Consider the following 23,751-nt stretch of genomic DNA (forward strand, 5'->3'; position numbering starts at 1 on the left):
CCGCCCATGGGGCCAGGTCCAGTTCGCCACAAAGGCCCATGCCCGAGGCCACGATGTTAGCTCAGAAACCGGGTCCAAAATAACAACATAAGGAGCCAAGCGCCCGCGGGGCCCAAATATGCCGCGCGCCCGAACAGACTGCGCGCTAAACGACAGTGGCGGCCTCACTGCTCCCCAAGCCAGGCGGTAAGACGCTGCTCCTCGGCGGAACCCTCGGGAACGCCCTTGCCGTAGGTCTTGCGCCCCGCCGCTATCAGCGAGGCGATCTCGCCATGGAGGCCAGGGTTTGCGCCCAAGACCTCCATCGGCACCACCAGTGGCTCGCCCTCGAGCCCCTCGCGCAGGTAGGCATTGATGCCAAGCATGTTGTAGAGCATGGAGCTGTTCTTGCCATCGTCGCAGGGAAAGACGTTGCCAAAGTCGCAGTCAAAGCTCTCGCCCGTGAGCGAGAACCAGGGGACCCGAGCCTCGCTGCCGTCTGCCAGAACCTCGACGAAGCCGAGCTCCTCGATACGCACGTCGAACTCGCACGAGAGGCTCTCCAGCGCATCGCCAACGCTGCCTTGGGCCCCGTGGTTGGCGAAGTAGGAATACACCTCGTTCTTGCGCGTCTGAAAGAACGTAAAGGGCCGCACGGCCATAAGGGTGCCAAAGACGGCAATGACAACCATGAGCACGAGGGTGGAGAGTCCCTCGAGGGACGGGCCGGAGAGCTGCTTGACAAGCGTGGAGACCGAGAGCATCCAGCCCACGACGGCGCACCCGATGCCCACCTTGCGCATGTACCTCTGGTTTTGGGCAAGGTAGAGCTGCTTGAACCGGCCGAAGTCCATAACGACGTGATACGTGACACCCGACAATGCCGCCATGCGTCCTCCTCTGCCCGGGCCGACACGGTCCGGAACGACTATGCCCCGAGTCTACGAGTTCGAGGGGAATCCACTGTAAGGAATCCGTCTCGCGCTTGTAAACCCACGGCACCCCACGAGGCGGGGAAAGGGCTTAATTGGCAGATGTTACCTTTTGGCTCGACTATGCTGTTCTATCAAACGACCGAAAGGGACAATCATGAAGACCATGCGCGACCTCGAGGACATCCTCAGCCGCATCGACCATAGGGGCTACCCCGCCTACAAGCAGCTCCGCGGACAGTATGACCTCCAAGGGCTCACGCTCTCCATCGACCACGTGCAGGGAGACCCGTTCGCGGCCCCCTCCAAACTCAGCGTGTGGGTTGCCCACGAAGTGGCGGGCTTCCCCAAGAGCCTCTGGGACCAGCCGCACCGCCGCGTTGCCTTCGAGGACTTCTTGCTCAGACGCTTCGAGCGCGCGCTCTCCCGTCGCAGCTACGAGGCGGGAGGGTCGGGCAAGAGCGGCCTTTTGGCAACAAGCCGGCCCGGCCCCGAGGTGCTGGCCCGCTCCGCCGCAGAGGTGGACGCACGCGGCATCACCCTGCGCTTCGAGGCAGGCTTCCCGGCGCACGGCCGCACCACGGACGCACGGGCGCTCGACCACATGCTGCTCGACCTCGTCCCCGCCTGCGCGGAAGAGGTGCTGCTCGCCACCGACAAGCTCATCAAGGAAGCGCGTCGTGCGGCAGACCTTGCCGACGACCAGCTCTTCATTCGCGAGGACCTCGCTCGCAGAGACCTCGTCGCCTTCGTGGCCGACGGCTCGGTGCTGCCACGCCTAAGCGGCGTCTCCGCGCGTCCCCTCACCGGCGCCCGGCCCTTCGAAGCCCCGGAGAGCCTGTGCGTCACGCTCGACCTGCCACACCGCGGCCCCACGAGGGGCATGGCCATCCGTCGCGGAGTGACGCTCATCGTCGGCGGCGGCTACCACGGCAAATCAACGCTGCTCCAGGCCCTGCAGGACGGCGTCTACGACCATATTGCCGGAGACGGGCGAGAGCTCGTCATCACCGACGCCTCGGCCATGAAGCTCCGCGCCGAAGACGGACGCTCCGTGCGCGCGGCGGACATCTCGCTCTTCATCGGGACGCTTCCCAACGGTCGGGACACCCACGCCTTCTCCACGCTCGACGCCAGCGGCAGCACCTCGCAGGCCGCCGGCACCATCGAAGCGCTTGAGGCAGGCGCCCGCGCCCTGCTCATAGACGAGGACACCTCCGCCACCAACTTCATGGTGCGCGACCGCCTGATGGAGGCGGTGGTGAGCCACGAGCACGAGCCCATCACGCCCTTTGTGGAGCGCGTGCGCGACCTGTGGGAGTCCGCAGGAGTGAGCTCGGTCATCGTCGCCGGCAGCTCGGGCTCGTTCTTCTCGGTGGCAGACACGGTGGTGCAGATGGACTGCTACGTGGCGTGCGACATCACAGAGCATGCCCGCGAGGTGTGCGAACGCCTTGTCGCGCCCAAGACGCCGCGTGCCGGGGACTTTGTGCTCCCGTCCGCGGAGACCACCTGCGCAGTGCGCCTTGTCGCGGGACACGGCGGCCGAGGCCGTGGGCGCGGGCCGGCTCACGGCGGCTCGGCCGCCCCGCGCGAGGGGCGTATCAAGACCCGCTGCGGCCGAAGCGACCTCACGCTAGGAGAGGGCGCCGCGGACCTGAGGCTCGTGGAGCAGCTCGTGAGCGGTGAGCAGACCTCGGCCATCGCCCGGCTCCTGCTCTGGGCAGACGGACAGGGCCTACTCGACGGCCGGCACACGAAGCGCGAGGTAGTCGAGGCGGCATTTGAAGCCGTACATGACGGGGGCTGGGAGACGCTTTCCGAGCACGGCGCCGCCGAGTGCGGCCTTACGCTCCCCCGCCCGCAAGAGCTCTACGCCACGCTCGACCGTTGGCGCGACGCGCAGCGAGCCTAGGCGGGAACAGGGGGGGGACAGCACCGATTCAGAGCGCGGCACGGTCATGATGGGGTTCACGCCGGCGGAGACGGCAACCGGGATCGAGATGACCGGGATGATGGCCAGGCACGGGATGGAGCCGGGGCCCGCCGCACTCAGCACCATGCCCAGCAAGAACATGACCACCGGGATGGCAGGTGCGGGAACCAGGCTCACCACCTTCTTGGCCGCCAACTCCAGTGTGCCGTTGGACTTGATGATGGAGAACAGGTAGGCCACGCCCACCATCTGGATGAACAGCGACGTGCCGAAGCCAGAGACGACCGTCGATGCATTGATATCGCCGCTCTTGAAGACGATGCAGACGATCGTGGCCAACGCGATGCTCAGGATGCCGACGTTGGCGTTACGGACGAACCCGACGGCGATAGCCACGACCAGCAGGATCAGAGAAATAAGACCAACGTTCATGCCCGCTCCTCCATCACTGCGCGAACACGATGCAGACCGGACTGCCGGTCTCAACGATGTTCAGAGTTGGGACGAGCTGACCGGTCGTCGCGTCGAAGCCAAACTCGACGATGGTGTCGCTGTCCTCGTTTGCCACGTAGCACTTGCCGTTGGGCCCGAAGCAGAAGAAGCGCGGAGTCTTGCCGAGGCAGGGGAAGAACCCCGTATTCTTGAGGTAACCCGTCATCGGGTCGATGCGGTAGACGGCCATGCTGTCCGTATAGCGATTCGAGACCAATACCCAGCGGCCGGACGGATCGACCATGACCTCGCTCGCATCGGAGTAGCCGGTCACCGTCTCCGGAACGGTTGACAACTCCTGCAGAGCCTCCATCTTCCCAGACGCCTCATTAAAGTGGAAGTAGAGGACCTTGTTGCCCTTCTCCTCGCACATATAGAGCCAGCGGTTGTTGGGATGCATGGCCGCGTGACGCGGCTCGTCCCAGGTACGCGACAGGAAGCGATCACTCTCGGAGAGTTCGCCCGTCTCGTGGTCGTACCTGAGGCAACGCATCTGCCCATAGCCGTTCACGCGACCCTGGGCACAGGCAAAGAGGTAGTTCTTCGTGTTGTCCCAGTAGCACTGGTGGATGGTCGAGACCTTGCCCTCGGACTTGCCCGCGTAGGTGAACTTCGCCACGACCTCGCCCAGCGAACCATCCTCGTTGCGATGGATGGTAAAGAGGGTGCCACCCTGCAGCGTCGCCACGATCACGTGACGGTTGAGCTTGTCCACGGTCACGTCAACGGGGTTCTTGCCACCGATGTTCACCGTGTTGAGATGCTCGAGTCTGTGGTCGTCGAGCACACGATAGCTCGAGACCATGGTGAAGTCTCCGTGCACCGAGTAGAGAAACTTCCCCGTAGCATCCAGACATTGGTAGGAGGGGTTCTCCTCCGTCTTGAGACACTGAATCTGCCTCCAGGCCCCGGCGACGTCAATCTCGTAGACCTTTATGCCCTCGCCCCTTGCGTTGCGCTCCTCCGTGGTTCGGCAACCCACATACGCGATCATCGTAGTACGTCCTCTCTCCCATTTGAACGCCGCAGCGGCAACGAACAATGCCGCGACGCTGCGGCCGCGAATGCGCACGGCCTTCTTCTAGGAGTAGATTAGGACCGGATACCAGCAGGTATTTGCAGCCTGACATTCGCGTCGGGGAAGCAGTTATGCCCGAATCGAATCGCTGCAGGTTCAATGCGGTTTCGTCTGATCGTCTCACGGACGAGTGTGCGGTTCTCATCGGTGAATGGCCGGTGGTTCGCCGCGCACAGGGGTGCGGTATGTAAAGGTCGTATACCGGAACGAGGGGTCAGACGGTCTCGCACATGGACGCGATGGGGATGGTGCACACCAGATCGGATAGGAGCGGCATCACGCAAACAGAGGGGCCGCGCAACGGCGCGACCCCTCCGAAAGGGATGGTCTCGGCGTGGTGTACTACTGCGGAAGCGCAACCTCATCCTCGATGTAGCGGATGAAAGAGGCCAGCGTCGGCGTCAACTCGCCCGGTGCCCAGACGCAATAGGTGCTGCGAACGACAGGATTGCCATCGGGCATGACCAGCGGGACAAGCGTAAGGCCCTGCGAGTTCTGGAAGCTGTCGGGAAGGAACGCGAGCGAGAAGCCCTCCCCGCGCGCCACGAGGTCAAGGGCAAAGCCGATGTAGCCAACACCGGACCCAGCAGGAATCTTGGAACCAAAGGTCTGCTCCCACCACGTGTCGAGCAGCGCAATGGAAGGGGCGGAGCTGCGATACGTGATGCGATCCATCTTAAGGATGTCCCGCAAATCCACGGGGCAGGCCGTCACCAGATAGGCGGGCGTATGGCGCACGCAGGCGCGCCTAAGCCCTCCGGGGAACTCTCCCTGCTCGAAGGCGAGGTCAAGATTGCCCTCCATCACACGAGTCACCAGCACGTCGCTCTGCTCGTTTACCACGTCAAAGCGGACGTTCTTGCCGGTGGAGATCTCGTAGCCATCAAGCACGTCCCACAGGTGGTACTTGTTGAAGCTGTAGGAGGAGCCCACGCGCAGCGCGATAGTGGAGGAATCGTGCATCTCCGCCAGATGCCTGTGCGTCTCCTCAACGAAGCGCACGTGCTCGCCGCCGCGCTCGCAGAGATAGACCCCCTCGTCAGTGAGCTCGAGACCACGGCCGGAGCGCATGGCAACGGCCACGCCAAGCTCGGCCTCAATGCGCTGGAGGCGCTTGGTGAGCGCAGGCTGACTCATGAAGAGCTTTGCCGCCGCCCGCGAGATATTCGGGTTGTGCCCAAGCTCCGCGAGAATCTCCCAGTCCGAGTCGCGCACGATATCCGCCCACCCTCGACGTTGTTCTGGCCCAATCATCATTTCACCGCAGGCAAGCGTTGTCAAAGCTACGAGGAGGCGGCTGAGCGGACGCGAGGACGTAGGAACGTTGAGAGGGCGGGGAACTGCGCGCGACCGGCCCGTCGGACTCAGGCCTTCCCGCCCGCAAACAGGGCGCGCCCGGCAGCCGCATGGCCACCGGGCGCGCTTGTTGGAAAAATGAGCCAATGCCTACGAGAAGAAGAGCAACAGCATGCCTGCCGCCACGGCGCTGCCGATGACGCCGGCAACATTGGGTCCCATGGCATGCATGAGCAGGTAGTTCTTGGAATCCGCCTTCTGGCCCTCCACATGCACCACGCGCGCCGCCATAGGCACGGCAGAGACGCCGGCAGCGCCGATCATCGGGTTGGTCTTGCCGCCGTCGAGCTTGCTCATGAGCTTGCCGAGCAGCACGCCACCGGCCGTGCCCATGGAGAACGCGATGATGCCGAGGCAGAGGATGCCCAGCGTCTCGGGGCGCAGGAACATCGCGGCGCTCGCCTTGGCGCCAACGCTGATGCCAAGCAGCACGGAGATGATGTACATGAGCGAGTTCTGCAGGGCCTCGACAAGGAACGGCACCTTCCCCGACTCCCTGATGAGATTGCCCAGCATCAGCATGCCGATGAGGGTGGCAGCACTGGGAAGCAGCAGCACGGTGAAGAGCGTCACTACGATGGGGAACACGACGCGCTCGGTCTTGTTGACTTTGCGGGGCTGCGTCATCCGAATCCTGCGCTCACCCTCAGTGGTGAGCGCACGGATGATGGGCGGCTGGATAACGGGCACGAGCGCCATGTAGCTGTAGGCGGCGATGGCGACGGCGCTCAGGAGATCGGGTGCGAGCTTACTCGTGAGATAGAGCGCCGTGGGACCGTCCGCGCCGCCGATGATGCCGATGGAGGCCGCCTCGGGCCCCGTGAAGCCGAGCGCGATGGCGCCGAGGAAGGTCGCGTAGATGCCAAGCTGCGCCGCCGCGCCCAGAAGCAGGCTCTTGGGGTTGGCGAGCAGGGGGCCAAAGTCCGTCCCAGCCCCGATGCACAGGAAGATGAGCGGCGGGTAGATACCCAGCTCGACACCCTGGTAGAGATAGTAGATGAGCCCGCCACTCTGAGCGCCCACGGGCCCGTCCATGAGTCCTGCGAGCGGCAGGTTCACGAGCAACATGCCGGCCGCGATGGGGATGAGCAGGTAGGGTTCGAAGCCCTTCTTGATGGCGAGGTAGAACAGGACGAGCGAGATGCAGATCATGATGAGCTCGCCGGGCAGCGCGACGCCAAAGAGCACGGTGTCGCACGAGAAAAGCTGAGAGAAGCCCGTGCTCTCCCAAAACGCCTGAACCAGTTCCGGCATGGGCTATTCCTCCCCGAAGTGGCTCACGATGCGGGTCGTGAGGCTGACGATTCCCGCGAGCGCGAGCAGCACGGCAAAGACAACCGCCAGGCTGAAGATGCAGACGACGAGCGCCTGGTCGAGCGAAATGAAGTCTCCGAACAAGGGGAAACGCCTCCTTAATTGAGGAACCCATGGCCGCAAAGCGCGCCCCGAGCGATTCGAAAAGTCCCCGGAGGCGCCTAATTTGGCTTAACCTTCAGCTTACGCTTCAGCAAACGGAGCTGTCCACCAGCAAGGACGACTTCCATCTCCGCGTCCGTGAGCTCGAGCCGCACGGCAAAGGAGAACCCGCGCGTGACATCGTGGACGAACACGAGCCGCCCAGGCAGCTGGTCGACGAGGTTCTCGATTTCGAGCTCATCGGTCTGCTCGATGCGCACGTAGTCCGAGGGGTCCTCGAAGATCATGGGGATGATGCCATGGTTCACGAGGTTGCCCTTGTGGATGCGTGCGATGCTCTTGGCAATGACGCAACGAACGCCCAGGTACATGGGGTTGATGGCGGCATGTTCTCGACTCGAGCCCTGGCCGTAGTTCTCGCCGCCCACGATGATGGATTGCCCCATCTTGCGCGCACGCTCGGAGAACTCGGGGTCATAGCGCATGAAGCAGTACTTGCTCATGAGCGGGATGTTGGAGCGCATGCTGGAGAGCTCGGCCGAGGCGGGCGTGATGTCATCGGTGCTCACGTTGTCGCCGGCCTTGAGCGAGACCGGCACGCGCAGGTGCTGGGAAGGCGGCTCGGGCACCGGCAGGAACTTGATGTTGGGTCCGCGCACGACCTCGACCTTGGCTGCCTCCTCGGACGGGAGCGGCGCCAGGAGCAGAGAGTCATCCACGGGATAGGACGCAGGTTCGTGGATCTCGCCGAGCTTCGCCACACCCTCGCCCAGGATTTCCTCGGCCGTGGCAAACGTACCCGTGATGGCCGTGGCGGCCGCGCTCTCGGGGCTCGCGAGGTAGATGTGCGCGTTGGGGCTACCGGCACGACCGCGGAAGTTACGATTGGAGGTGCGCACCGCCACGCCATCCGTGGGCGGCACCTGGCCGATGGCGCAGCAGGGGCCGCAGGCAAACTCGAGCAGGCGCACGCCCGCGTCCACGAGCATCTCGATATAGCCGTCGAGCAGGAGTTGCTTGTAAATCTGACGGCTCTGGATGGAGCAAGTGCACTGCAGCTCGGGGTTCACATGGTGGCCCTGGAACACGAGCGCCGCCTTGGCAATGTCTGAGTAGCTCGCGTTCGTGCAGGAGCCGATGAAGACCTGGCGCACGGGCCTCTTCTCCACCTCGGCGAGCGGATGGACATTGTCGGGCAGGTCGGGGCAGGCCATGAGCGGCCCGAGGGCAGAGAGGTCGAGCTCAATCTCCTCGTCGTAGGCGGCGTCGGGGTCGGGGCCGAGCTCGACGAACTCGTCCTCGCGGTCTTGGGAGGCCATGAAGCGACGCACCTGCTCGTCTGCCGGGAAGATGGACGTGGTGGCGCCCATCTCGGCGCCCATGTTGGTGATGGAGCAGCGCTGCGGCACCTCGAGCGTGGCGGCGCCCGGCCCCACGTACTCGAACACCTTGCCAAGGCCGCCCTTGACGCCCACGCGACGCAGCATCTCCAAGATGACGTCTTTGGAGTTGACGCCAGGGCGAAGCTGGCCCGTGAGGTAGACGCGCACGACCTTGGGCATCACGAGACGTGCGGGCTGGCCGCACATGGCCACCGCGATGTCCATGCCGCCACCGCCAATAGAGAGCATGCCCACCGCTCCCGAGTGCGGCGTGTGCGAATCGCCGCCAAGCAAGAGCTTGCCCGGCCTGGCAAAGCGGGAGACGTGGATGGAGTGGCAGATGCCATTGCCCGGGCGGCTCACCCACACGCCGTCCTTCTCGGCAATAGACTGCAGGTAGAGGTGGTCATCCGGCGTCTTTGTGTCGATGTAGAGCAGGTTGTGGTCCAAGTTTGAGACGCTCGCCTCCGTACGCACGCGATCGAGCCCGGTGGCCTCGAAGGCCAGGTAGGTCATGACGGCGTTGATGTCGTGCGTGAGGGTCTGGTCCACATGGAGCAGAATCTCCTCGCCGACCCTTGGCGTGCCGCCAACCAGATGACTGTCAATGATCTTGCGCGTAAGCGTGTGTCCCATGGCCTCTCCCTTGCCGAGTCCGAACAAGCCAGCCGGCCAGTTCGTTCGGGCGTTTTGAATTGCATGCCCTCATGAACCATGGTGCCTGCGCATATGGCGCGCGTCCAATCGAAATAGAACATGTCGGCATGCCAAACGGGCATGGGCCGAGCCTGTGCCCAAGCATCCGAGGCGCCGATAGCGTCATGCAATCTCATTGGCCATCTGATGCTTTGCGTAGAGAGCCGCAGCCAGACCTCACCCCCAAGACCTGCCCGCCAAGGACGAAGTCGGCCGCAGCACCCATTAGTCGACCGCGACACCCATACATTCCATGCAGTTTTTCGGGAATTGCGGAAAGACGGCCCGGCATGTGTGGGTGTGACCGGGAAGCGCGAGCGAATGGCCTCAAAGGAGGTGCGGCAAATATAAAAAATACGTGTGAGAGTGGCTCCCACTCACGAAGACGGGCCTCCGCCCAGGTAAGGGGACAGCGCTTCGCCCCACCGCTCAACAAGCCGAGGTAGGCTCCACGACGCATTGGCCGGGCTCGTCGAGGGCAGCACCACTGCCTTGAGGCCCGTCTCGTGCTCGAGGTAGCGATGGTAAAGCCTTCCCGACGTGCCGCCGTTGCAGAAGACGGCCTCGATGGGCGCCGAAGACGTGACGCGAACAACGTCTGCCGGCACGACGTTCTTGATGCTCGCATCGCTCGAGCCCTTGATGTCACAGCTGTGGACGGTGTCCCAGAGGGCAATGCCATGACGCAGCAGCAGGGAGCGCTTGGCCTCGATGGACTGCACGAGCGCGACAGTGGCTCCATCCACGGACGGGCGGCGCTCACCGGGCCCCACGTCCTCGCATGCAGACAGCGGCTCTCCCTCGTTGGGCGGTACCGGCTCGCCGCACACTCGGGCGACGACGCGCCAGAACCTGTTCTGGGGATTGCCGTAGTAGAACGCGTTGGCACGAGAGAGCACGCTTGGCAGAGAGCCCAGGATGAGCACCCGGCTGCGACCGTCGAACACGGGCTCAAACCCGTGCTCTTTGTGCTGGTATTCAGTCATGCGCCGCCCCCTCGAACGTTGGGCTGACTGCCCCTCACGCGTTGGACAGACCGCCCATCGCACGCACCCTTACAGCAAATACAGAATGACCGCGAGGAACTGGCAGATGCTGCCCGCAAGCACCCACAGGTGCCAGACGCTATGCATGTAGCGAACGCCCTTGGCCAGGTAAAAGCCCGTACCCACGGTGTAGCAGAGCCCTCCCGCCACGAGCAGCCACAGACACCCAGGCGCAAGCGATGCCAGGAGCTGCGGCAGGCGAAAGACCACGAGCCAGCCCATCACGAGGTAGATGGCAATGGTCACCCATCGCGGCTGGCGCTCGCGCAGAAACGCCTCCACGCCGATGCCCGCCAGCGCGAAGGCCCACACGACGACGAGCAGGGGCACACCACCGTCCTCCAGCAGGGGGCCGAGGGTGAACGGCGTATAGCTGCCGGCTATCAGCAGGTAGATGCAGCTATGGTCGAGCGTGCGCAGGATGCGCTTGGCCGGTACGTAGGTGATGGCGTGGTAGAGCGTGCTCATCGAGTACTCGAGGATGAGCGAGAGGCCAAAGATGATGGCACTCGCGAGCATGTTCGGCGCACCGCCGTCGAGGACGGCACGCACGACGAGCAGCACGAGGCCCGCCACCGAGAGCATCGCGCCAAGACCGTGGGTCACAGAGTTGGCAATCTCCTCCCCCACGGTGTAATCGGGAAGGGCATGCGGCTCGATGGGGGACGCGGCACCCGCCCGGCTCTCGCGAGCCATGCTACTTGCCCGCTTCCTTGGCAAGCAGACCCGGATACGAGAGGCTCACGTTGGCGCCCAGGTCACGCTCGAGGTAGCGACGCGCAAGCCACTTGGCCATGCCAAGGTTCTGGTCAAGGTAGTTGCCGCACTCCTCGGGCCTGGCCCCGGGAATCTCGCCCTCGAAGTCGCGCGCGAACTCGAACAGCGATCTCACCAGCGGCAAGATTTCCTCAGAGCTCACGGCGCCAAATACCGCGAGGTAAAAACCCGTGCGGCAGCCCATGGGGCCAAAGTAGACCACCCGCGACGCCCAGGTGGGGTGATTGCGCAGGAAGGTGGCGCCCAGGTGCTCGATGGTATGGCACTCGGCCGTGTTCATCACCGGCTCGTCGTTGGGGGCCGTGAGGCGCAGGTCGAACGTTGTGACGACGGCGCCCGTGGCAGGGTCCTGGTCACGGCGAGAGACGTAGACGCCCGGCTTGAGCAGAAGGTGGTTGACGGTGAAGCTGGCAATGCGATCCATGGGTCCTCCGGTTTGCGGCGCGCAGGCGCGAAGCCCTGGGCGCGAGGGTTTTCTGGTACGCCATGATACCCCGCATGCAACCGGCCGGCGCGTGGCTAGACGAGCGTACTGGTGGCAACAGCCACGGCCTCGTCCTCGTCATCCGTGAGCACCACGAGCTTGGGGTCGAGTTCAGAGATCATGCCGGCACCCACGGCCGTCTTCTCGAGCCACTCGAACAGCCCGCTCCAGTACTCGGTGCCAAACATCACAATGGGCGTCATGGCAACCTTATGCGTCTGCACGAGCGTGAGCAGCTCGAAGCTCTCGTCCAGCGTGCCAAAGCCGCCCGGGAACACGACGGCGCCCCTCGAGTATTTTACGAACATGGTTTTGCGAACGAAGAAGTACCGGAAGGTCATGCCGATGTTCACCCACCGGTTGATGCCCTCCTCATGGGGAAGCTCGATGCCAAGACCCACGGACTTGCCACCCACGTCTGCGGCACCGCGGTTCACGGCCTCCATGATGCCGGGACCGCCGCCGGTGATGACGGCGACGCCGCGCTCCGCAAGCTTGCGCCCGACGTGACGCGCAGCGCGATACATCGGGTCCGTACGCTTCGTGCGGGCAGATCCATAGCAGGCAACGGCCGGACCAAGTTCCGCAAGTGCACCAAAGCCGTCCACGAACTCGGCCTGGATACGTAGCACGCGCCAGGGGTCCATGTGAAGCCAGTCCGTTGGTTCCTCGGCGGAGAGCAGGTGCTCGGTGGTGGTCTCCTTGGGAATCATGTGGCCGCGGAGAATGACCGGACCCTTGTAGTACGTGGCGCCAAGCGGCTCATCTGACGCGCCCGGAATCACAAAGTCAGGCTTGTTGGCGACATGCGCCTTGGCGCGCGCTTCGTCCGAGGCAACGGGTGTACCGGAACCGCTTGCTCCAACACCGCTGGTGCCGTCGCGCAGGCTGGCACGCGCCTCATCGGAAGAAGCCACAGCTCCGGAATTGTCCGAGTTGGCAAGCCCGTTCTCCGCCGGGTGCGAGGTGGAGATGTCGCCATCCGGCATCTTCGCGGCGAGTGCCTTTGCGCCCTTCTCGCCCTTCTTGCCAGACTTTGCCTTGTGCTCCGAAAGCTCCCCGAAGCCCTTCTTCTTTTTCGCCATCTAAACTCCTTTGGTCATGTTTGGCAAGCGTACTACCAAACCTGCAAGGAAGGGGTTAGACGGACGTAACGTAAGACGCAGCGCGCGCAGCCAACACAGACGAAGAGCGCCGGTTCCCTTCGACCCCGACACCCCGATATACATACATTCGGATTAGTAGTGAACGATTTAGCGGCAGACACAAGTTCAGGCCGCGTCGGCCCGGACCATGGTCCCTAGTCGGCGTCTACCACATACAGGTCCTTGGCCTCAAGCAAGCGAAGGCCGGCATCCTGGAGCTTGAGCTCCATGGGCTCGCCCTGGACACGCACGATGTCGACCGTGCCGTCATCGATGGAGCAGCTGTACGCATAGGCGACGGCGAGGTCGCTCGAATGCAGCTTGTCGAGCAACTGCGCAAGGCCGCCGGGTACGTTGTCCACGCGAATGGCAACGACCTTGCTGGTAGAGGCGTCGTAGCCAAGTTCGGAGAGCATGACGGCCGTGGCCTGGGGACGGTCGACGATGAGGCGGACGATGGCAAAGTCTACGTTATCGGCCACCATGAGCGCGTGAATCTGAACGCCCTCCTCACCAAGCACGCGGCACATCTTGGCGAGACGCCCCGGCTCAGCCGGAAGGCAGACGGTAAGCTGATCGATCATGGAAGACCTCCTTGCTGCTCGGGCCGCCTCCTTGCGAGCCCGACACCGACAGACGCGCCGGCACAGTTAGTCTCCGTATCCTATGCCCGCCGTCGTAAAGGCTAAACGCCCCCAGCAAAGCCGTAACAAGCTGGACCCACTTGTCACCGCTCAAGGCCCGTCACCAGGCCAATAGCACGCGGCCCCGTGTTCAAAGGCGCGAACGAGGCCAGTCGCCATGCCAATACCGCACGGGCATAAACAAAAAGCCTGAACGAAACGGCAGGGCAGCAGGAAAAGACGGGCGACAGCACAGCGGGCACAAGCCAAAATCGTGAGCAAGACGGCAAAGCAACTGGAATAGACCGGCGACGACACAGGCGCGCACGTCAATTGCTCCCCCACTCGTCCCCTCGTAGCAACGACGCCACACAAAACGCCCGCCAGATTATGTAAAGCAAACGGTAGGGCCCAACGTGCGCGCGAGGGAAACGCCTCGCTCGCTACAATCTCCCCTGTCAACAAATGGGAGGCGACATGTACTCGTTCGAGAGCAGGGTCAGGTTCAGCGAAATCGACGGCAACGGATTGCTCAGCATCCCCGCGCTCGTCAATTACCTGCAGGATTGCGCCACATTTCACTCAGTTGCCGTGGGCATGTGGCCGCAGCACGTGGCCCAGACGGGCCGCACATGGCTGCTTTCGGCTTGGGAGATCGAAAATGACCGACTCCCCCACTTTGGCGAGGACATCATCGTGAGCACCTGGGCAACCGGGTTCAAGGGACTACGCGCCAACCGCAACCTCACCATCTGCTCGGCGGACGACGAGGGGCGCGAGCATCCCCTCGTACGCGCCGACTCGAGCTGGTTCATGTTCGACATGCGCACCGGCAAGCCTATCCGCATCCCAACCGAGGAAGCGGATCCCTACCGCAGTGACATCGAGCGCGACGCGCCCCTCGACATGCCGCCCATCCCGCGAAGCATCCGAACGAACGACGAAGGCACGCTGACGACGCCCGTCACGGTGGCTGCCTCGCTTCTCGATACGAACGGTCACGTCAACAACGCCCAGTACGTGAGCCTGGCACTTGGCGCACTTGAGGAATCCGAGGCCAAGGATGGCGTGGGCGGGGCCGCCGAGGACCCCCTTGCCCACTTCATGGCCATGGACGACACGCGCAATCCCATTCATCGTCTCGACGTTCACTATAGCCGCGCCGCCAAGCTCGGTGACGTCATCTGTCCGCACGTCCACCGCGGAGACGACGGCTCAAAGACCATCACCCTCGACGACGAGGCAGCCAAGCCCTACGCCATTGTTCGCTTCACCCCAAGGGCCGAGGCTCGCTAGCATACGCGGCTCGCGCCGAGCAGCCACCATCATCGGAGCGGTCCTGTTCTAAAGGAGCACACCCATCCTGGGACTACCTCGCCGTGGGCGGCAACATCCCGCTCCTGGCCCCCTCCAGTACCGGCATGGTTGTGGTGAACGGCGCCAACAGCACCATCGCGCAGCCCCGGAGCTGAAGAGCCAAAATCAAGAAAACACCCGCACAGGTCCGAGGTTTGCGATAGGGATTGGCCCTGGGCGATTACTAGAGAGCATCCAGCCCAAAAACATGCGAGGATGCCATCCCGGGCCTATCGTGTAGCCCGGAGCTAATTGCCACCCCGAAACAGAAAAGGCCCCGGGCCAGGCCCCTGCTAGGGCCTTGTGCCTCCGCGATTTCTGAGCGTCCCTTGCTCAGCTGAGCGGAGCACAAGGTCCGGCGGGGAGCTTGGCCCGGGGCCGGCCACACAGGTTCGAAGCTACATCAGCTCGCAAACCTGCTGCGCGAAGGCCACGGGATCATCCGGCAGAATTCCTTCGACGAGCAGCGCCTGGTCATACAGGAGCCCGGCGTAGAGCTTCACCTTGTCCGCATCGCCGTCCTTCTCGGCAGCCTGCAGCTTGGCAAAGACCGGGTGCTTGGCGTTGAGCTCGAGCACGCGCTGGGCCTTGGGCGCCTGGTCCGCATCGGGGCCGGCAGCCATCACGCGCTCCATCTCGAGCGACACGGGGCCCTCGCTCGTAATGGCCGCGGGGGCGTCGGTAAGGCGTGCGGAAACGGCGACCTTCGTGACCTTGTCACCCAGGGCGTCCTTCATGCCCTTGAACAGGTCCTCGTTCTCCTTGGTGGCCTCCTCGGCTTCCTTCTTCTCGTCCTCGCTGGCAAAGTCCACGTCGCCAGAGGCCACGTTCTTAAGGTCGAGCGTGCGGTCCTCGAGCTCGGGCTCAGCGCCATCGGCCACGGCCTTCTCGACGGCCTCGCGGGCGGCGTCGTCCTCATAGACCTTCGGCAGGTTCTTCGCCGTGTACTGGCGCATGGCCTGGAACGTGAACTCGTCCACGTCGGCCGTGCAGAGCAGCACGTCAAAGCCGTGGTCGAGAGCGGCCTTCACGACGGGCATCTTGGCGAGGCGGTCGCGCGAGTCGCCGGCGGCGTAGTAGACGGCCTTCTGGCCCGCGGGCATCGCCTTCGCGTACTCAGCGAGCGTCACCATCTTGTTCTCGCGGGCGCTCCAGAACAGCAGCAGGTCGGCAAGCTCGGAGGCCTTCATGCCGTAGCTCGAGTAGATGCCAAACTTGAGGCCGCGGCCAAAGCTCTCGAAGAACTTCTCGTAGGCCTCGCGGTCCTGGTCGCGCATCGCCTCGAGCTCGCTCGTGACCTTCTTCTCGATGCGGTTGGCGATAGCGTGCAGCTGGCGGTTCTGCTGAAGCGTCTCACGCGAGATGTTGAGTGACACGTCCGGAGAGTCCACGATGCCGCGCACGAAGTTGTAGTAATCCGGCAACAGGTCGGCGCACTTCTCCATGATCAGCACGTTGGAGCTGTAGAGCGCAAGACCCTTCTCGTAGTCCTTGCTGTAGAGGTCGAACGGGGCCTTGCCCGGGACAAACAGCAGCGCGTCGTACTCGAGCGTGCCCTCGGCGTGGAAGGTGATGGTGCGCGCCGGGTCCTCCCAGTCGTGGAAGGTGCTCTTGTAGAACTCGGTGTACTCCTCGGGCGTCACGTCCGCCTTAGACTTCTTCCAAATCGGCGTCATGGAGTTGATGGTCTCGAGCTCGGTGTAGTCCTCGTACTCGGGCTTGTAGTCATCGCCGGCGTCCTCGGGCTTGGGCTTCTGACGGCTCTTGGTGACCATCATCTGAATCGGGTGACGCACGTAGTTGCTGTAGGTGCGCACGAGGTCCTTGAGCGTCCACTCCTCGAGGAAGCGGCTGTAGCGCTCGCCCTGCTCGCCGCCCTCGCCCTCGACGTCATCCTTGAGGGTGAGTACGATGTCGGTGCCGCAGTGGTCGCGCTGGCCATCCTCGATGGCATAGCCCTCGAGGCCATCGCTTGTCCAGGTGTGGGCCACGTCCTCGCCGCAGGCGCGCGTGGTGACCTTGACCTCCTTGGCCACCATAAACGCGGAGTAGAAGCCAACGCCAAACTGTCCGATGATGTCGACGTCGTCGCCCTGGTGCTCGGCATTGGCGGCCTTGAACTCCTCGGAGCCGGAATGCGCAATGGTGCCAAGGTTGCGCTCGAGCTCCTCGGCCGTCATGCCGATGCCGTTGTCCGAGATAGTGAGCGTGCGAGCGTCCTTGTCCGGCGTGATGCGGATGGAAAGGCTGTCCTGGTCGAGCTTGACGTCGGAGTCCGTGAGGCTCTTAAGGTAGAGCTTGTCCTCCGCGTCCGACGCATTGGAGATGAGCTCGCGGAGGAAGATCTCCTTGTTGGTGTAGATCGAGTTGATCATGAGGTCGAGCAGCTTCTTGCTCTCGGTCTTGAACTGCTTCATGAAACGCGCCTCCTGATGATGCGGCAGCGAGCGCCGAAGCGAGCATGTGAAGCCGCCGCGACTCCGTGCCGGCCGACCACGCGCGGTAGTCGGACTTGCCATACACAGACTTAGGTTTTATATCCCAAAAGCGCGCAAGTATACAAGCGGGGCTAGGAATGCCACCGCAAAAAGGCCGGCCCCTCACATGACACACCATGTTGGGAGCGCCTGTTGCTACCAAGGAGGCTGGGCCCTTTAATCGAATCGGCTGCCTGGAGTCCTCTGAGCGAACCGGCAGTTTTTGGCTCCCCGCTTGGACTTATGGCTCCTTGCTCGAACTCACGGCGCATTGTTTGAAATTATGGCGCCTTGTTTGAGCCGCCAGCCGAGAGTCATGCTTTGCCTGCCATCCCGTTGCCCTTGCTTGAGCCTCCGGGCCGGGGCCTTGGTTGGCCTGCCGGCGCATGGCCCCGTTTTTGAACTGTCAGACCTGGGCCTTGCTTAAAAATGAATCGTTTATGAGGTCTGTATCTATCCAATCGCCCGACCCTTCGGTACCTTGTCTGAAAATGAACCGTTTTGCGTGGCACGCGCCGGAGCAATCTTCCAGCCCGTTTGTTAGGAAATAAAAAACCACAGGTACATGGGGCGCTTTGAATACGGGTTTATCGACTCCCCTCAAGAAGCAGCAAAAACTGTTCATTTTCAAACGCGGTCCCTAAAGAAGCGGCAACTAGGGGCCAAATCTCAAAAGGGCGATCGCTAAGGGGCAAGCCTCAAAGGGGCAACCGCAAAGGGGCAACCGCAAAGGAGCGAACCCAAAGGTCTGGTCACATACGGGGAATCGTCTGGCCACATAAGGCGAATCCACAATCCTGTGAACGACAAGAAGCGAACACGCGGAGGTGGTAAAAACGGCCAATAAGAAACCAACGCACGAAGGTGGCCCCAATAGAGCAGGCCCAAAGAGCGAACCCAGGAAGCGAACCCTCTAAAGCACCGCTTCTTCCAGGACCGTGGCTTCCGCCCAAGAAACGGCCCCAGCAACGAACCCAGCAACGAACTCTCTAAGAAGTGGCCTCAGAGGAACAGCCGTCCAAAGAGAAGCACCACCGTGGGCATCACAGCCACGGCGTAGACGGCGCGCATGACCTGTACCGCCGCGATCTTCGCGAGGTCAGCGTCGAGGTCGGCCGCAATGAGCGCCATGTCCGACGCCCCGCCCGGCGCGCTTGCGAACATGGCGCTCTTGGTGTCCATGAGCCGCCAGTGCCGGCAGATTTGTGTGAACACGAAGTTCAGCAGCCAATAGCTCGCGAACAGCAGTGCCACCGGCACGAGCGAGGTCGTGAGACTGGAGAACGTGTCCGAGCTCATGGCGGAACCCACGAGCGAGCCCGCGAGCAGCTGGGCGCAGCGCTTGGTGCCCATGGGCATGTGACAGCAGCCCAGGCTCAGGTTGAGCGCCGCCACGCCAAACAGCGCAAACACCATGGTACCGGCCGGAAATCCCGAGAGCTTGCCCACAACGCCGCACCCAAGTGCCACGCAGATGGTAAACGCCGTCCGGCGCCAGCCGGTGCCCAGCGCACGCGCCAGGGCAGACGGCTCGCGGGGCTCGTCGTCGAGCTCCTGCACGTCCACCCCGGGCTCATCACGGCAAAGAAAGCGAATCCACGCGGGAAAGAACAGCAGCACCGCCACGAGGCGGCTCGTCTGCATGAGCGCCACCTCGCTGGCGTCTGCATGAAAGTCCATGGCAATCATCGAGATGTCCGTGACGCCGCCCGCCACGCAGCTGAAGAGTGCTGTGTAGATATCGACGCCACAGAACAGGTACAGCACCGTGCCCATGAGCAGCGTGTTGACCGTGAGCATGGAGAACAGGATGGTTACCGGCACGATCAGCCGCCTGATGTTTTTGATATCCCTATGCTTGACGCTCATGGCGATGAACGAGCCCGAGATGGACTGGGCGAAGACGCGCACCTCGGGCGGCATCTGAGCGTAGTCAAACAGCACGTTAGTAAGGCCCACGGCAATCATGCTGCCAAGCATCGCGGGCGCCGAGAGCCCGAGCCGCGCGGCCACCCACCAACCCAACGCGCCAACCGCAAGCGTGAGGACAACGGGCAGGACGGCAGAGAGGACGGTACCCACGGCAATGCTTCCGAACAAGGTGGCTCCCCATGGCGAGCTCGGACGATACCCGTCGATTGTACCGGGCACATGAGGCGTAGTTCGGCTATTGGCCATAACGTTTTGCAGCGAAACCCGTCGCTTATGGCATGCCAAGGAGGGCCGCGCTCGTTTTGCCAGAAGCATGAGAGCAACTTCAGGCCTCAGCCGAAACGAGCGACTTCCCAACTAGCGACGGCGACGGCGATTGCGCCCCCAGATGTCGCGCAAAGCCACGAACGCAATGCCGAACGCAATCAGATAGCACAGGAACGCAAACGCAGGAATACCCATAACGGTGAGCTCGCCCTCGGGCCCACCGCTCTTGCTCATCACCACGGCACTCGCCGCGATAAGGAAGCCCACGCTCAGCACGCCGAGCGTCAGGCGGTCGGCGATGTGCGAGAGGTCCTCGATCGGGTCCTCGGAACCCACGAAGTCCATGTTGAGCTTGAGTTGTCCGCGCGTGAGCATGCTCATGGCGAGCTCCGCCTGGGCGGCGGCACCCAAAATCCCCTTCGTGGCCGCCCTACCGCGAATGGCAAGCTCGCCCAGGTCGTGCTTGAGCTTAACCTTCTGGTCTGTGTGGGCGCTGATGTGCTGCGAGATGATCTCGATCATGTTCACGCCGGGCAAGAACTCGTCCAGAACGCCCTCGAGCGTAACGAGGCCGCGTGCCATGCTCGTGACCTGCCCGGGCAGCTCGATGCCATTGCGGCGGGCAAGCGCGATGATGTTGCCGAGGAAGTTGGCGAGGTCGAGGTCGGAGAGGCTCACGGTGCCAAACTCGTCCACCACCTCGTCAAGGTCGGCCAGCAAGTCGGCGTGGTCCACGTCCTCCGGCGAGGTGAGCGACAGGCGCAGCAGGGCGCCCTTGAGCTTGGGCGTGTCGCGCTCGGCCACCGAGAAGATCATGTCGCGCATGATGCGGCGCAGGCTCGGACTGAGCCTGCCGGTGATGCCAAGGTCCAGGAAGACGATCTGCCCGCCCGAGACCACAATGTTGCCCGGGTGCGGGTCGGCATGGAAGAAGCCGTCGTCCAAAAGCTGCGAGGAGTAGTTGTCGACGAGCTTGGTGCCAATCTCGTTGAGGTCGTAGCCGGCGTCCACGAGCTTGGCCGGGCTCGAGATGGTGATGCCCTCGACGTACTCCATCACCACGACGTGCTTAGTGCAGAGCCTGAGATAGGGCTTGGGGCACGCCACGAAGCGGCAGTCCTCGTTGTTGCGACGGAACTCCTCGAGGTTGCGCGCCTCCACGAGGAAGTCCGTCTCCTCGCGGAACGTGTCCCACAGCTCCTCCACCACGCTCGTGATGTCGAGGAACTGGTCGCCCTTGATGAGGGGCGAGAGGTGCCCCACCAGCGAGCGCATGATGTCGATGTCCTGCGCCATAACCTCCTGGACGTGCGGGCGCTGGACCTTGACCGCGACGTCCTCTCCGGTGGCGAGCCTCGCGCGATGCACTTGCGCTACGGAGGCCGAGCCCAGGGGCCTCTCCCCGATGGCATCAAAGATGGTCTCGAGCCCCTTGCCGTACTCGCTCTCGAGAGCGGCGATGACGGTCTCGTAGGGCATGGGGTCCACGTCCGAGCGGAGCTTCGAGAGCTCCTTGCAGAACTTGTCTGGCAGAATCTCGGATCGCATGGAGAGAATCTGGCCGGCCTTCACGAAGGTGGGTCCAAGCTCCTCGAGCATGCGGCGGAACTTGACCGGCGTGATGCCGTGCAGCACGTCGTACTTGCGCACGATGCGAAAGATCTGGAGGAGGCGCGCGTGGCGGCGCTTGCGGGAGAGGCCGTAGCGGGCCGCATCCGTGCGGTGCACCCCGCCGAGGAGGCCGATGGAGATCGAGTCCGGGTCCTCCTCCTCTGCGGCAGAGCCCTCCACGCCGGCAAGCGCGGCCTCCCACATGGCCTGCTCGGCCTTGACCTCATCGGAGATCCGCTGCCCCGAGGCATCCCAGAGCGCATCGATGGTCTCGGGGCTGAGCGCGTGGTCTCGGCATGACGAAGCCGCCCCCGAGTCTCCCGCGGGGGCGGCGTTTGCCGACGTGCGCTGCTGGTCGCTGGTGCTCAAGTGGCGCTACTCCTCGGCGTCCTTCTCGGACTCGTCGTCGGCCTCGACCGTCACCGTGGTGCCCTCGTCCTCGGGCTCCTCGGCCTTCGCAGCCTCCTGCTCCTTGGCGTCGAGATCGCTCGCGAGCGAACGGGCGCGGTCGACGAACGCGGCACGCTGCTCGGGCGTCATGCCGGCGAGGTGGGCGCGAAGGACCGTCTCCTGGGCACCGTCCACGGTACCCTTGGCCTTCTGCGTGAGCTCGCGGTTGAGGTCCTTGCCCTGGTCAACCGTGAGCTCGCCCTTCTTCACGAGGTCATCGACGAGCTTGCTCGTAGCCTCGGCGCCAATGGCAACGGCGCCAACGCCGGCCAGAAACGCCTTGCGGACGCCATCGGCAATGTTGTTTGCGAAATCTGCCATGCGGAACTCCTCCCGTCGCGCGGCTTGGCCGCGCACTCAGGGCATGCGCCCTCTTCAGTTCCAGTCCTTGTACCCGATTCTACGCCCGAGACACCATGAGCACGTCACCGAGTTCGGCGACCGTGCGGACGATGACGTCCGCGCCCGCCTCCTCCAGCTCTCCCTCGGGCGCCGTGCCACCATAGCGAACGCCCACGCAGGTGACGCCGTTTGCGTGCGCGCCCTCAACGTCGTAGAGGCGGTCTCCCACCATCACGGCCTCGCAGGCAGGGCAGCCGAGCACCTCGAGCGTGCGCGCCACGAGGCGGGGCTTGTCGGACTTTGCGGGGTCCACCTTGCCCACCACCACCTCGAACACGTCTGCCACGCCGTCGTCCGCGAGGAAACGCAGGGCGAGGTCTCGGCCCTTGGAGGTGGTCACGGCAAGGCGCCTGCCAGTTGCCGCGAGGTCATGCAGCAGCTCGAAGATGCCCTCGTAGAGCGGGTGCGTCTCGGGGCCGAGGGAACGATAGACCTCTCGGTAGCGCGCGCCCACCTGCTCGGCGCGCTCCGGGCTCATCCCGTAGATTTGCGAGAAGGCCGCCGGAAACGGCGGGCCCACGAGGCGCGTGAGGTCGCCCATCTCGACCTCGCTCATGCCAAACTCGCCAAGAACCTGACGGGCGGTGTCCACGATGCCGGGCGCCGTGTTTGCGAGGGTGCCGTCGAAGTCGAACAGGATGCACGGGCGCTGGGAGATGGGCGGGCGCCGGGGAGCGGGCTCCTGGGGCAAGGGCGCACTGGATGCGCCATCCGCGTGCGGAGTCATTCGCGCTCGCCTCGCCCGCACCGCGCCGCACGCACGCCCAGAAGGGCCGCCTCGAGCTCGGCCACCGAGTCAACCACGACCGTGGCCCCGGCGTCCTCGAGCTCGGAGCGCGGCGTGGCCCCAAAGTGCACGCCCACGCAGGCGATGCCGTTGGCGGCGGCGCCCTCCACGTCGTACTTGCGGTCCCCAACCATTACGGCCATGTCGGCAGGAGCGTGAAGCTCGGCAAGGGCCCGGCCGATGAGCGTGGGCTTGTCCCTGATGCCGTCCGCCTGGCCACAGATGATGTCGAAGCGATTGCGAACGCCGAGCGCGTCGAGCATGGCCTCGCAGCGCCACTGGCGCTTGGAGGTGGCCACGGCAAGCTTCCAGCCGGCGGCTCGCAGGCCGTCAAGCAGAGCCCCCATGCCGGGGAACAGCGGATAGCTCTCGGGGCCGAGCCGCTCGTAGCGGAAGCGGTAGCGGGCCGTGAGCTCGGCGTCGTCGGCCTCGGAGACACCGTAGACCAGGCGGAAGGCACCCGGGAGCGCAGGACCCACGAGGCGGGCGACGTCGCCCATCTCCTCGGGCGTCATGCCCCATTCGAGCAGGGTCTCCGTGGCCGCCTCCACAATGCCGGGAGTGGTGTCGGCCAGCGTGCCGTCGAAGTCGAAGAGGGCAAAACGACACGCGGTGAGGTCCGCCGCGCCCGCACCGCACAAGGAGGGCGCGCCGCGGAGCGTCTTGACGCCATGGGCGATGGGGCCAAGGACGGCCGACAGGTTCTCCACTGCCGCCTTGGGGCTCCCCGGCACGTTGACCACAAGGGTGCGCCCGAGAATGCCCGCCGTAGCGCGGCTGAGCCAGGCGTTGGGCGTTATCTTGGCCGACGCGGCACGCATGGCCTCGCCGATACCGGGTGCCATGCGCTCGCAGACGGCGGAAGTGGCCTCGGGCGTCACGTCACGCGTGCCAAAGCCGGTGCCACCGGTGGTGACGACAAGGGCGGCGCCCGCCTCCGCGGCCTCGCGGATGGCGGCCTCGATGACGGGTTGGTCATCAGAAACGACGCGCACGGCCGCAACCTCGTATCCCTCGCGCTCGAGAAGCTCCCGCACCGCCGGACCCGCCGCATCCTCGCGCGCACCCGTCGCCGAGCGATCGCTCGCCGTGATGACGGCAGCGGTCTTGAACTTGTTCGCCATCTT

The 23,751-nt window shown here is 64.0% G+C and carries 19 protein-coding genes and 1 pseudogene; 2 read left to right on the forward strand and 18 right to left on the reverse strand.

Features of this window, described 5'->3' with window-relative positions; translation table 11 throughout:
* Positions 1-164: 164 nt before the first annotated feature.
* Positions 165-869 (reverse strand): hypothetical protein, encoded by a 705-nt coding sequence (locus EFAMC2_RS03860; protein WP_154027294.1) that lies wholly within the window; start codon positions 867-869, stop codon positions 165-167.
* Between the two features lie 199 nt (positions 870-1,068).
* Between EFAMC2_RS03860 and EFAMC2_RS03865 the strand changes: the two genes are divergently transcribed.
* Positions 1,069-2,826 (forward strand): ABC-ATPase domain-containing protein, encoded by a 1,758-nt coding sequence (locus EFAMC2_RS03865; RefSeq protein ID WP_154027296.1) that lies wholly within the window; start codon positions 1,069-1,071, stop codon positions 2,824-2,826.
* Between the two features lie 54 nt (positions 2,827-2,880).
* On the opposite strand, the pseudogene EFAMC2_RS10280 reads toward EFAMC2_RS03865, so the two are convergent.
* From EFAMC2_RS10280 to EFAMC2_RS03915, 11 genes and pseudogenes are all read right to left on the reverse strand, one after another.
* Positions 2,881-3,279: pseudogene (locus tag EFAMC2_RS10280) on the reverse strand (hypothetical protein); the annotation flags it as partial.
* A 13-nt stretch (positions 3,280-3,292) separates the two neighbouring features.
* Positions 3,293-4,333: a lactonase family protein gene (locus tag EFAMC2_RS03870; RefSeq protein ID WP_154027300.1), complete on the reverse strand. Its 1,041-nt coding sequence runs from the start codon at positions 4,331-4,333 to the stop codon at positions 3,293-3,295.
* Between the two features lie 426 nt (positions 4,334-4,759).
* A complete protein-coding gene (locus EFAMC2_RS03875) occupies positions 4,760-5,632 on the reverse strand; it encodes a LysR family transcriptional regulator (protein WP_187325132.1) in 873 nt (290 codons plus the stop codon).
* A 231-nt stretch (positions 5,633-5,863) separates the two neighbouring features.
* The gene (locus tag EFAMC2_RS03880; RefSeq protein ID WP_154027304.1) at positions 5,864-7,027 is read right to left on the reverse strand and encodes a sodium ion-translocating decarboxylase subunit beta; all 1,164 of its coding nucleotides are present in this window, start codon (positions 7,025-7,027) and stop codon (positions 5,864-5,866) included.
* Positions 7,028-7,030: 3 nt separating this feature from the next.
* On the reverse strand, positions 7,031-7,171 hold the full coding sequence (locus EFAMC2_RS03885; RefSeq protein ID WP_187325133.1) for a hypothetical protein: 141 nt from the start codon (positions 7,169-7,171) through the stop codon (positions 7,031-7,033).
* Between the two features lie 77 nt (positions 7,172-7,248).
* Complete coding sequence (locus EFAMC2_RS03890) at positions 7,249-9,207, reverse strand: aconitate hydratase (protein WP_154027306.1); 1,959 nt, start codon at positions 9,205-9,207, stop codon at positions 7,249-7,251.
* A 437-nt stretch (positions 9,208-9,644) separates the two neighbouring features.
* A complete protein-coding gene (locus EFAMC2_RS03895; protein ID WP_154027308.1) occupies positions 9,645-10,253 on the reverse strand; it encodes a uracil-DNA glycosylase family protein in 609 nt (202 codons plus the stop codon).
* A 69-nt stretch (positions 10,254-10,322) separates the two neighbouring features.
* A complete protein-coding gene (gene trhA, locus EFAMC2_RS03900; protein ID WP_187325134.1) occupies positions 10,323-11,009 on the reverse strand; it encodes a PAQR family membrane homeostasis protein TrhA in 687 nt (228 codons plus the stop codon).
* 1 nt (position 11,010) lies between these two features.
* Positions 11,011-11,514 carry an S-ribosylhomocysteine lyase gene (locus EFAMC2_RS03905; protein ID WP_154027310.1) on the reverse strand — a complete coding sequence of 168 codons (504 nt, stop codon included), beginning with the start codon at positions 11,512-11,514 and terminating at the stop codon, positions 11,011-11,013.
* A 95-nt stretch (positions 11,515-11,609) separates the two neighbouring features.
* Positions 11,610-12,359: a TIGR00730 family Rossman fold protein gene (locus EFAMC2_RS10285; RefSeq protein WP_366936366.1), complete on the reverse strand. Its 750-nt coding sequence runs from the start codon at positions 12,357-12,359 to the stop codon at positions 11,610-11,612.
* 515 nt (positions 12,360-12,874) lie between these two features.
* Positions 12,875-13,303, reverse strand: a complete 429-nt coding sequence (locus EFAMC2_RS03915; protein ID WP_154027312.1) for an amino acid-binding protein — start codon at positions 13,301-13,303, stop codon at positions 12,875-12,877.
* Positions 13,304-13,819: 516 nt separating this feature from the next.
* Between EFAMC2_RS03915 and EFAMC2_RS03920 the strand changes: the two genes are divergently transcribed.
* A complete protein-coding gene (locus tag EFAMC2_RS03920; RefSeq protein ID WP_187325135.1) occupies positions 13,820-14,638 on the forward strand; it encodes an acyl-[acyl-carrier-protein] thioesterase in 819 nt (272 codons plus the stop codon).
* Between the two features lie 458 nt (positions 14,639-15,096).
* On the opposite strand, the gene htpG is transcribed toward EFAMC2_RS03920, so the two are convergent.
* The 6 genes from htpG to EFAMC2_RS03950 all read right to left on the reverse strand — a co-directional run bounded on the left by htpG (position 15,097) and on the right by EFAMC2_RS03950 (position 23,748).
* On the reverse strand, positions 15,097-17,115 hold the full coding sequence (gene htpG, locus EFAMC2_RS03925) for a molecular chaperone HtpG (protein ID WP_154027316.1): 2,019 nt from the start codon (positions 17,113-17,115) through the stop codon (positions 15,097-15,099).
* Positions 17,116-18,177: 1,062 nt separating this feature from the next.
* A complete protein-coding gene (locus tag EFAMC2_RS03930) occupies positions 18,178-19,275 on the reverse strand; it encodes an AbrB family transcriptional regulator (protein ID WP_187325136.1) in 1,098 nt (365 codons plus the stop codon).
* 189 nt (positions 19,276-19,464) lie between these two features.
* Positions 19,465-21,354 (reverse strand): ABC1 kinase family protein, encoded by a 1,890-nt coding sequence (locus EFAMC2_RS03935; protein WP_154027320.1) that lies wholly within the window; start codon positions 21,352-21,354, stop codon positions 19,465-19,467.
* Between the two features lie 6 nt (positions 21,355-21,360).
* A complete protein-coding gene (locus EFAMC2_RS03940) occupies positions 21,361-21,756 on the reverse strand; it encodes a hypothetical protein (RefSeq protein ID WP_187325137.1) in 396 nt (131 codons plus the stop codon).
* A 79-nt stretch (positions 21,757-21,835) separates the two neighbouring features.
* A complete protein-coding gene (locus EFAMC2_RS03945; protein ID WP_187325138.1) occupies positions 21,836-22,528 on the reverse strand; it encodes an HAD family hydrolase in 693 nt (230 codons plus the stop codon).
* Between the two features lie 32 nt (positions 22,529-22,560).
* Complete coding sequence (locus tag EFAMC2_RS03950) at positions 22,561-23,748, reverse strand: molybdenum cofactor synthesis domain-containing protein (protein WP_154027324.1); 1,188 nt, start codon at positions 23,746-23,748, stop codon at positions 22,561-22,563.
* Between the last annotated feature and the right edge of the window lie 3 nt (positions 23,749-23,751).

The organism is Olsenella uli (genome assembly GCF_901212655.1).
GTDB classification, from domain to species: domain Bacteria; phylum Actinomycetota; class Coriobacteriia; order Coriobacteriales; family Atopobiaceae; genus Parolsenella; species Parolsenella uli_A.

Excerpts from the sequence above, each read along its gene's own strand:
- htpG (WP_154027316.1), bottom strand. The coding sequence starts at position 17,115 with ATGAAGCAGTTCAAGACCGAGAGCAAGAAGCTGCTCGACCTCATGATC.
- trhA (WP_187325134.1), bottom strand. The coding sequence starts at position 11,009 with ATGGCTCGCGAGAGCCGGGCGGGTGCCGCGTCCCCCATCGAGCCGCAT.
- EFAMC2_RS03950 (WP_154027324.1), bottom strand. The coding sequence starts at position 23,748 with ATGGCGAACAAGTTCAAGACCGCTGCCGTCATCACGGCGAGCGATCGC.
- EFAMC2_RS03870 (WP_154027300.1), bottom strand. The coding sequence starts at position 4,333 with ATGATCGCGTATGTGGGTTGCCGAACCACGGAGGAGCGCAACGCAAGG.
- EFAMC2_RS03880 (WP_154027304.1), bottom strand. The coding sequence starts at position 7,027 with ATGCCGGAACTGGTTCAGGCGTTTTGGGAGAGCACGGGCTTCTCTCAG.
- EFAMC2_RS03860 (WP_154027294.1), bottom strand. The coding sequence starts at position 869 with ATGGCGGCATTGTCGGGTGTCACGTATCACGTCGTTATGGACTTCGGC.
- EFAMC2_RS03890 (WP_154027306.1), bottom strand. The coding sequence starts at position 9,207 with ATGGGACACACGCTTACGCGCAAGATCATTGACAGTCATCTGGTTGGC.
- EFAMC2_RS03905 (WP_154027310.1), bottom strand. The coding sequence starts at position 11,514 with ATGGATCGCATTGCCAGCTTCACCGTCAACCACCTTCTGCTCAAGCCG.
- EFAMC2_RS03940 (WP_187325137.1), bottom strand. The coding sequence starts at position 21,756 with ATGGCAGATTTCGCAAACAACATTGCCGATGGCGTCCGCAAGGCGTTT.
- EFAMC2_RS03865 (WP_154027296.1), top strand. The coding sequence starts at position 1,069 with ATGAAGACCATGCGCGACCTCGAGGACATCCTCAGCCGCATCGACCAT.
- EFAMC2_RS03920 (WP_187325135.1), top strand. The coding sequence starts at position 13,820 with ATGTACTCGTTCGAGAGCAGGGTCAGGTTCAGCGAAATCGACGGCAAC.
- EFAMC2_RS03915 (WP_154027312.1), bottom strand. The coding sequence starts at position 13,303 with ATGATCGATCAGCTTACCGTCTGCCTTCCGGCTGAGCCGGGGCGTCTC.
- EFAMC2_RS03895 (WP_154027308.1), bottom strand. The coding sequence starts at position 10,253 with ATGACTGAATACCAGCACAAAGAGCACGGGTTTGAGCCCGTGTTCGAC.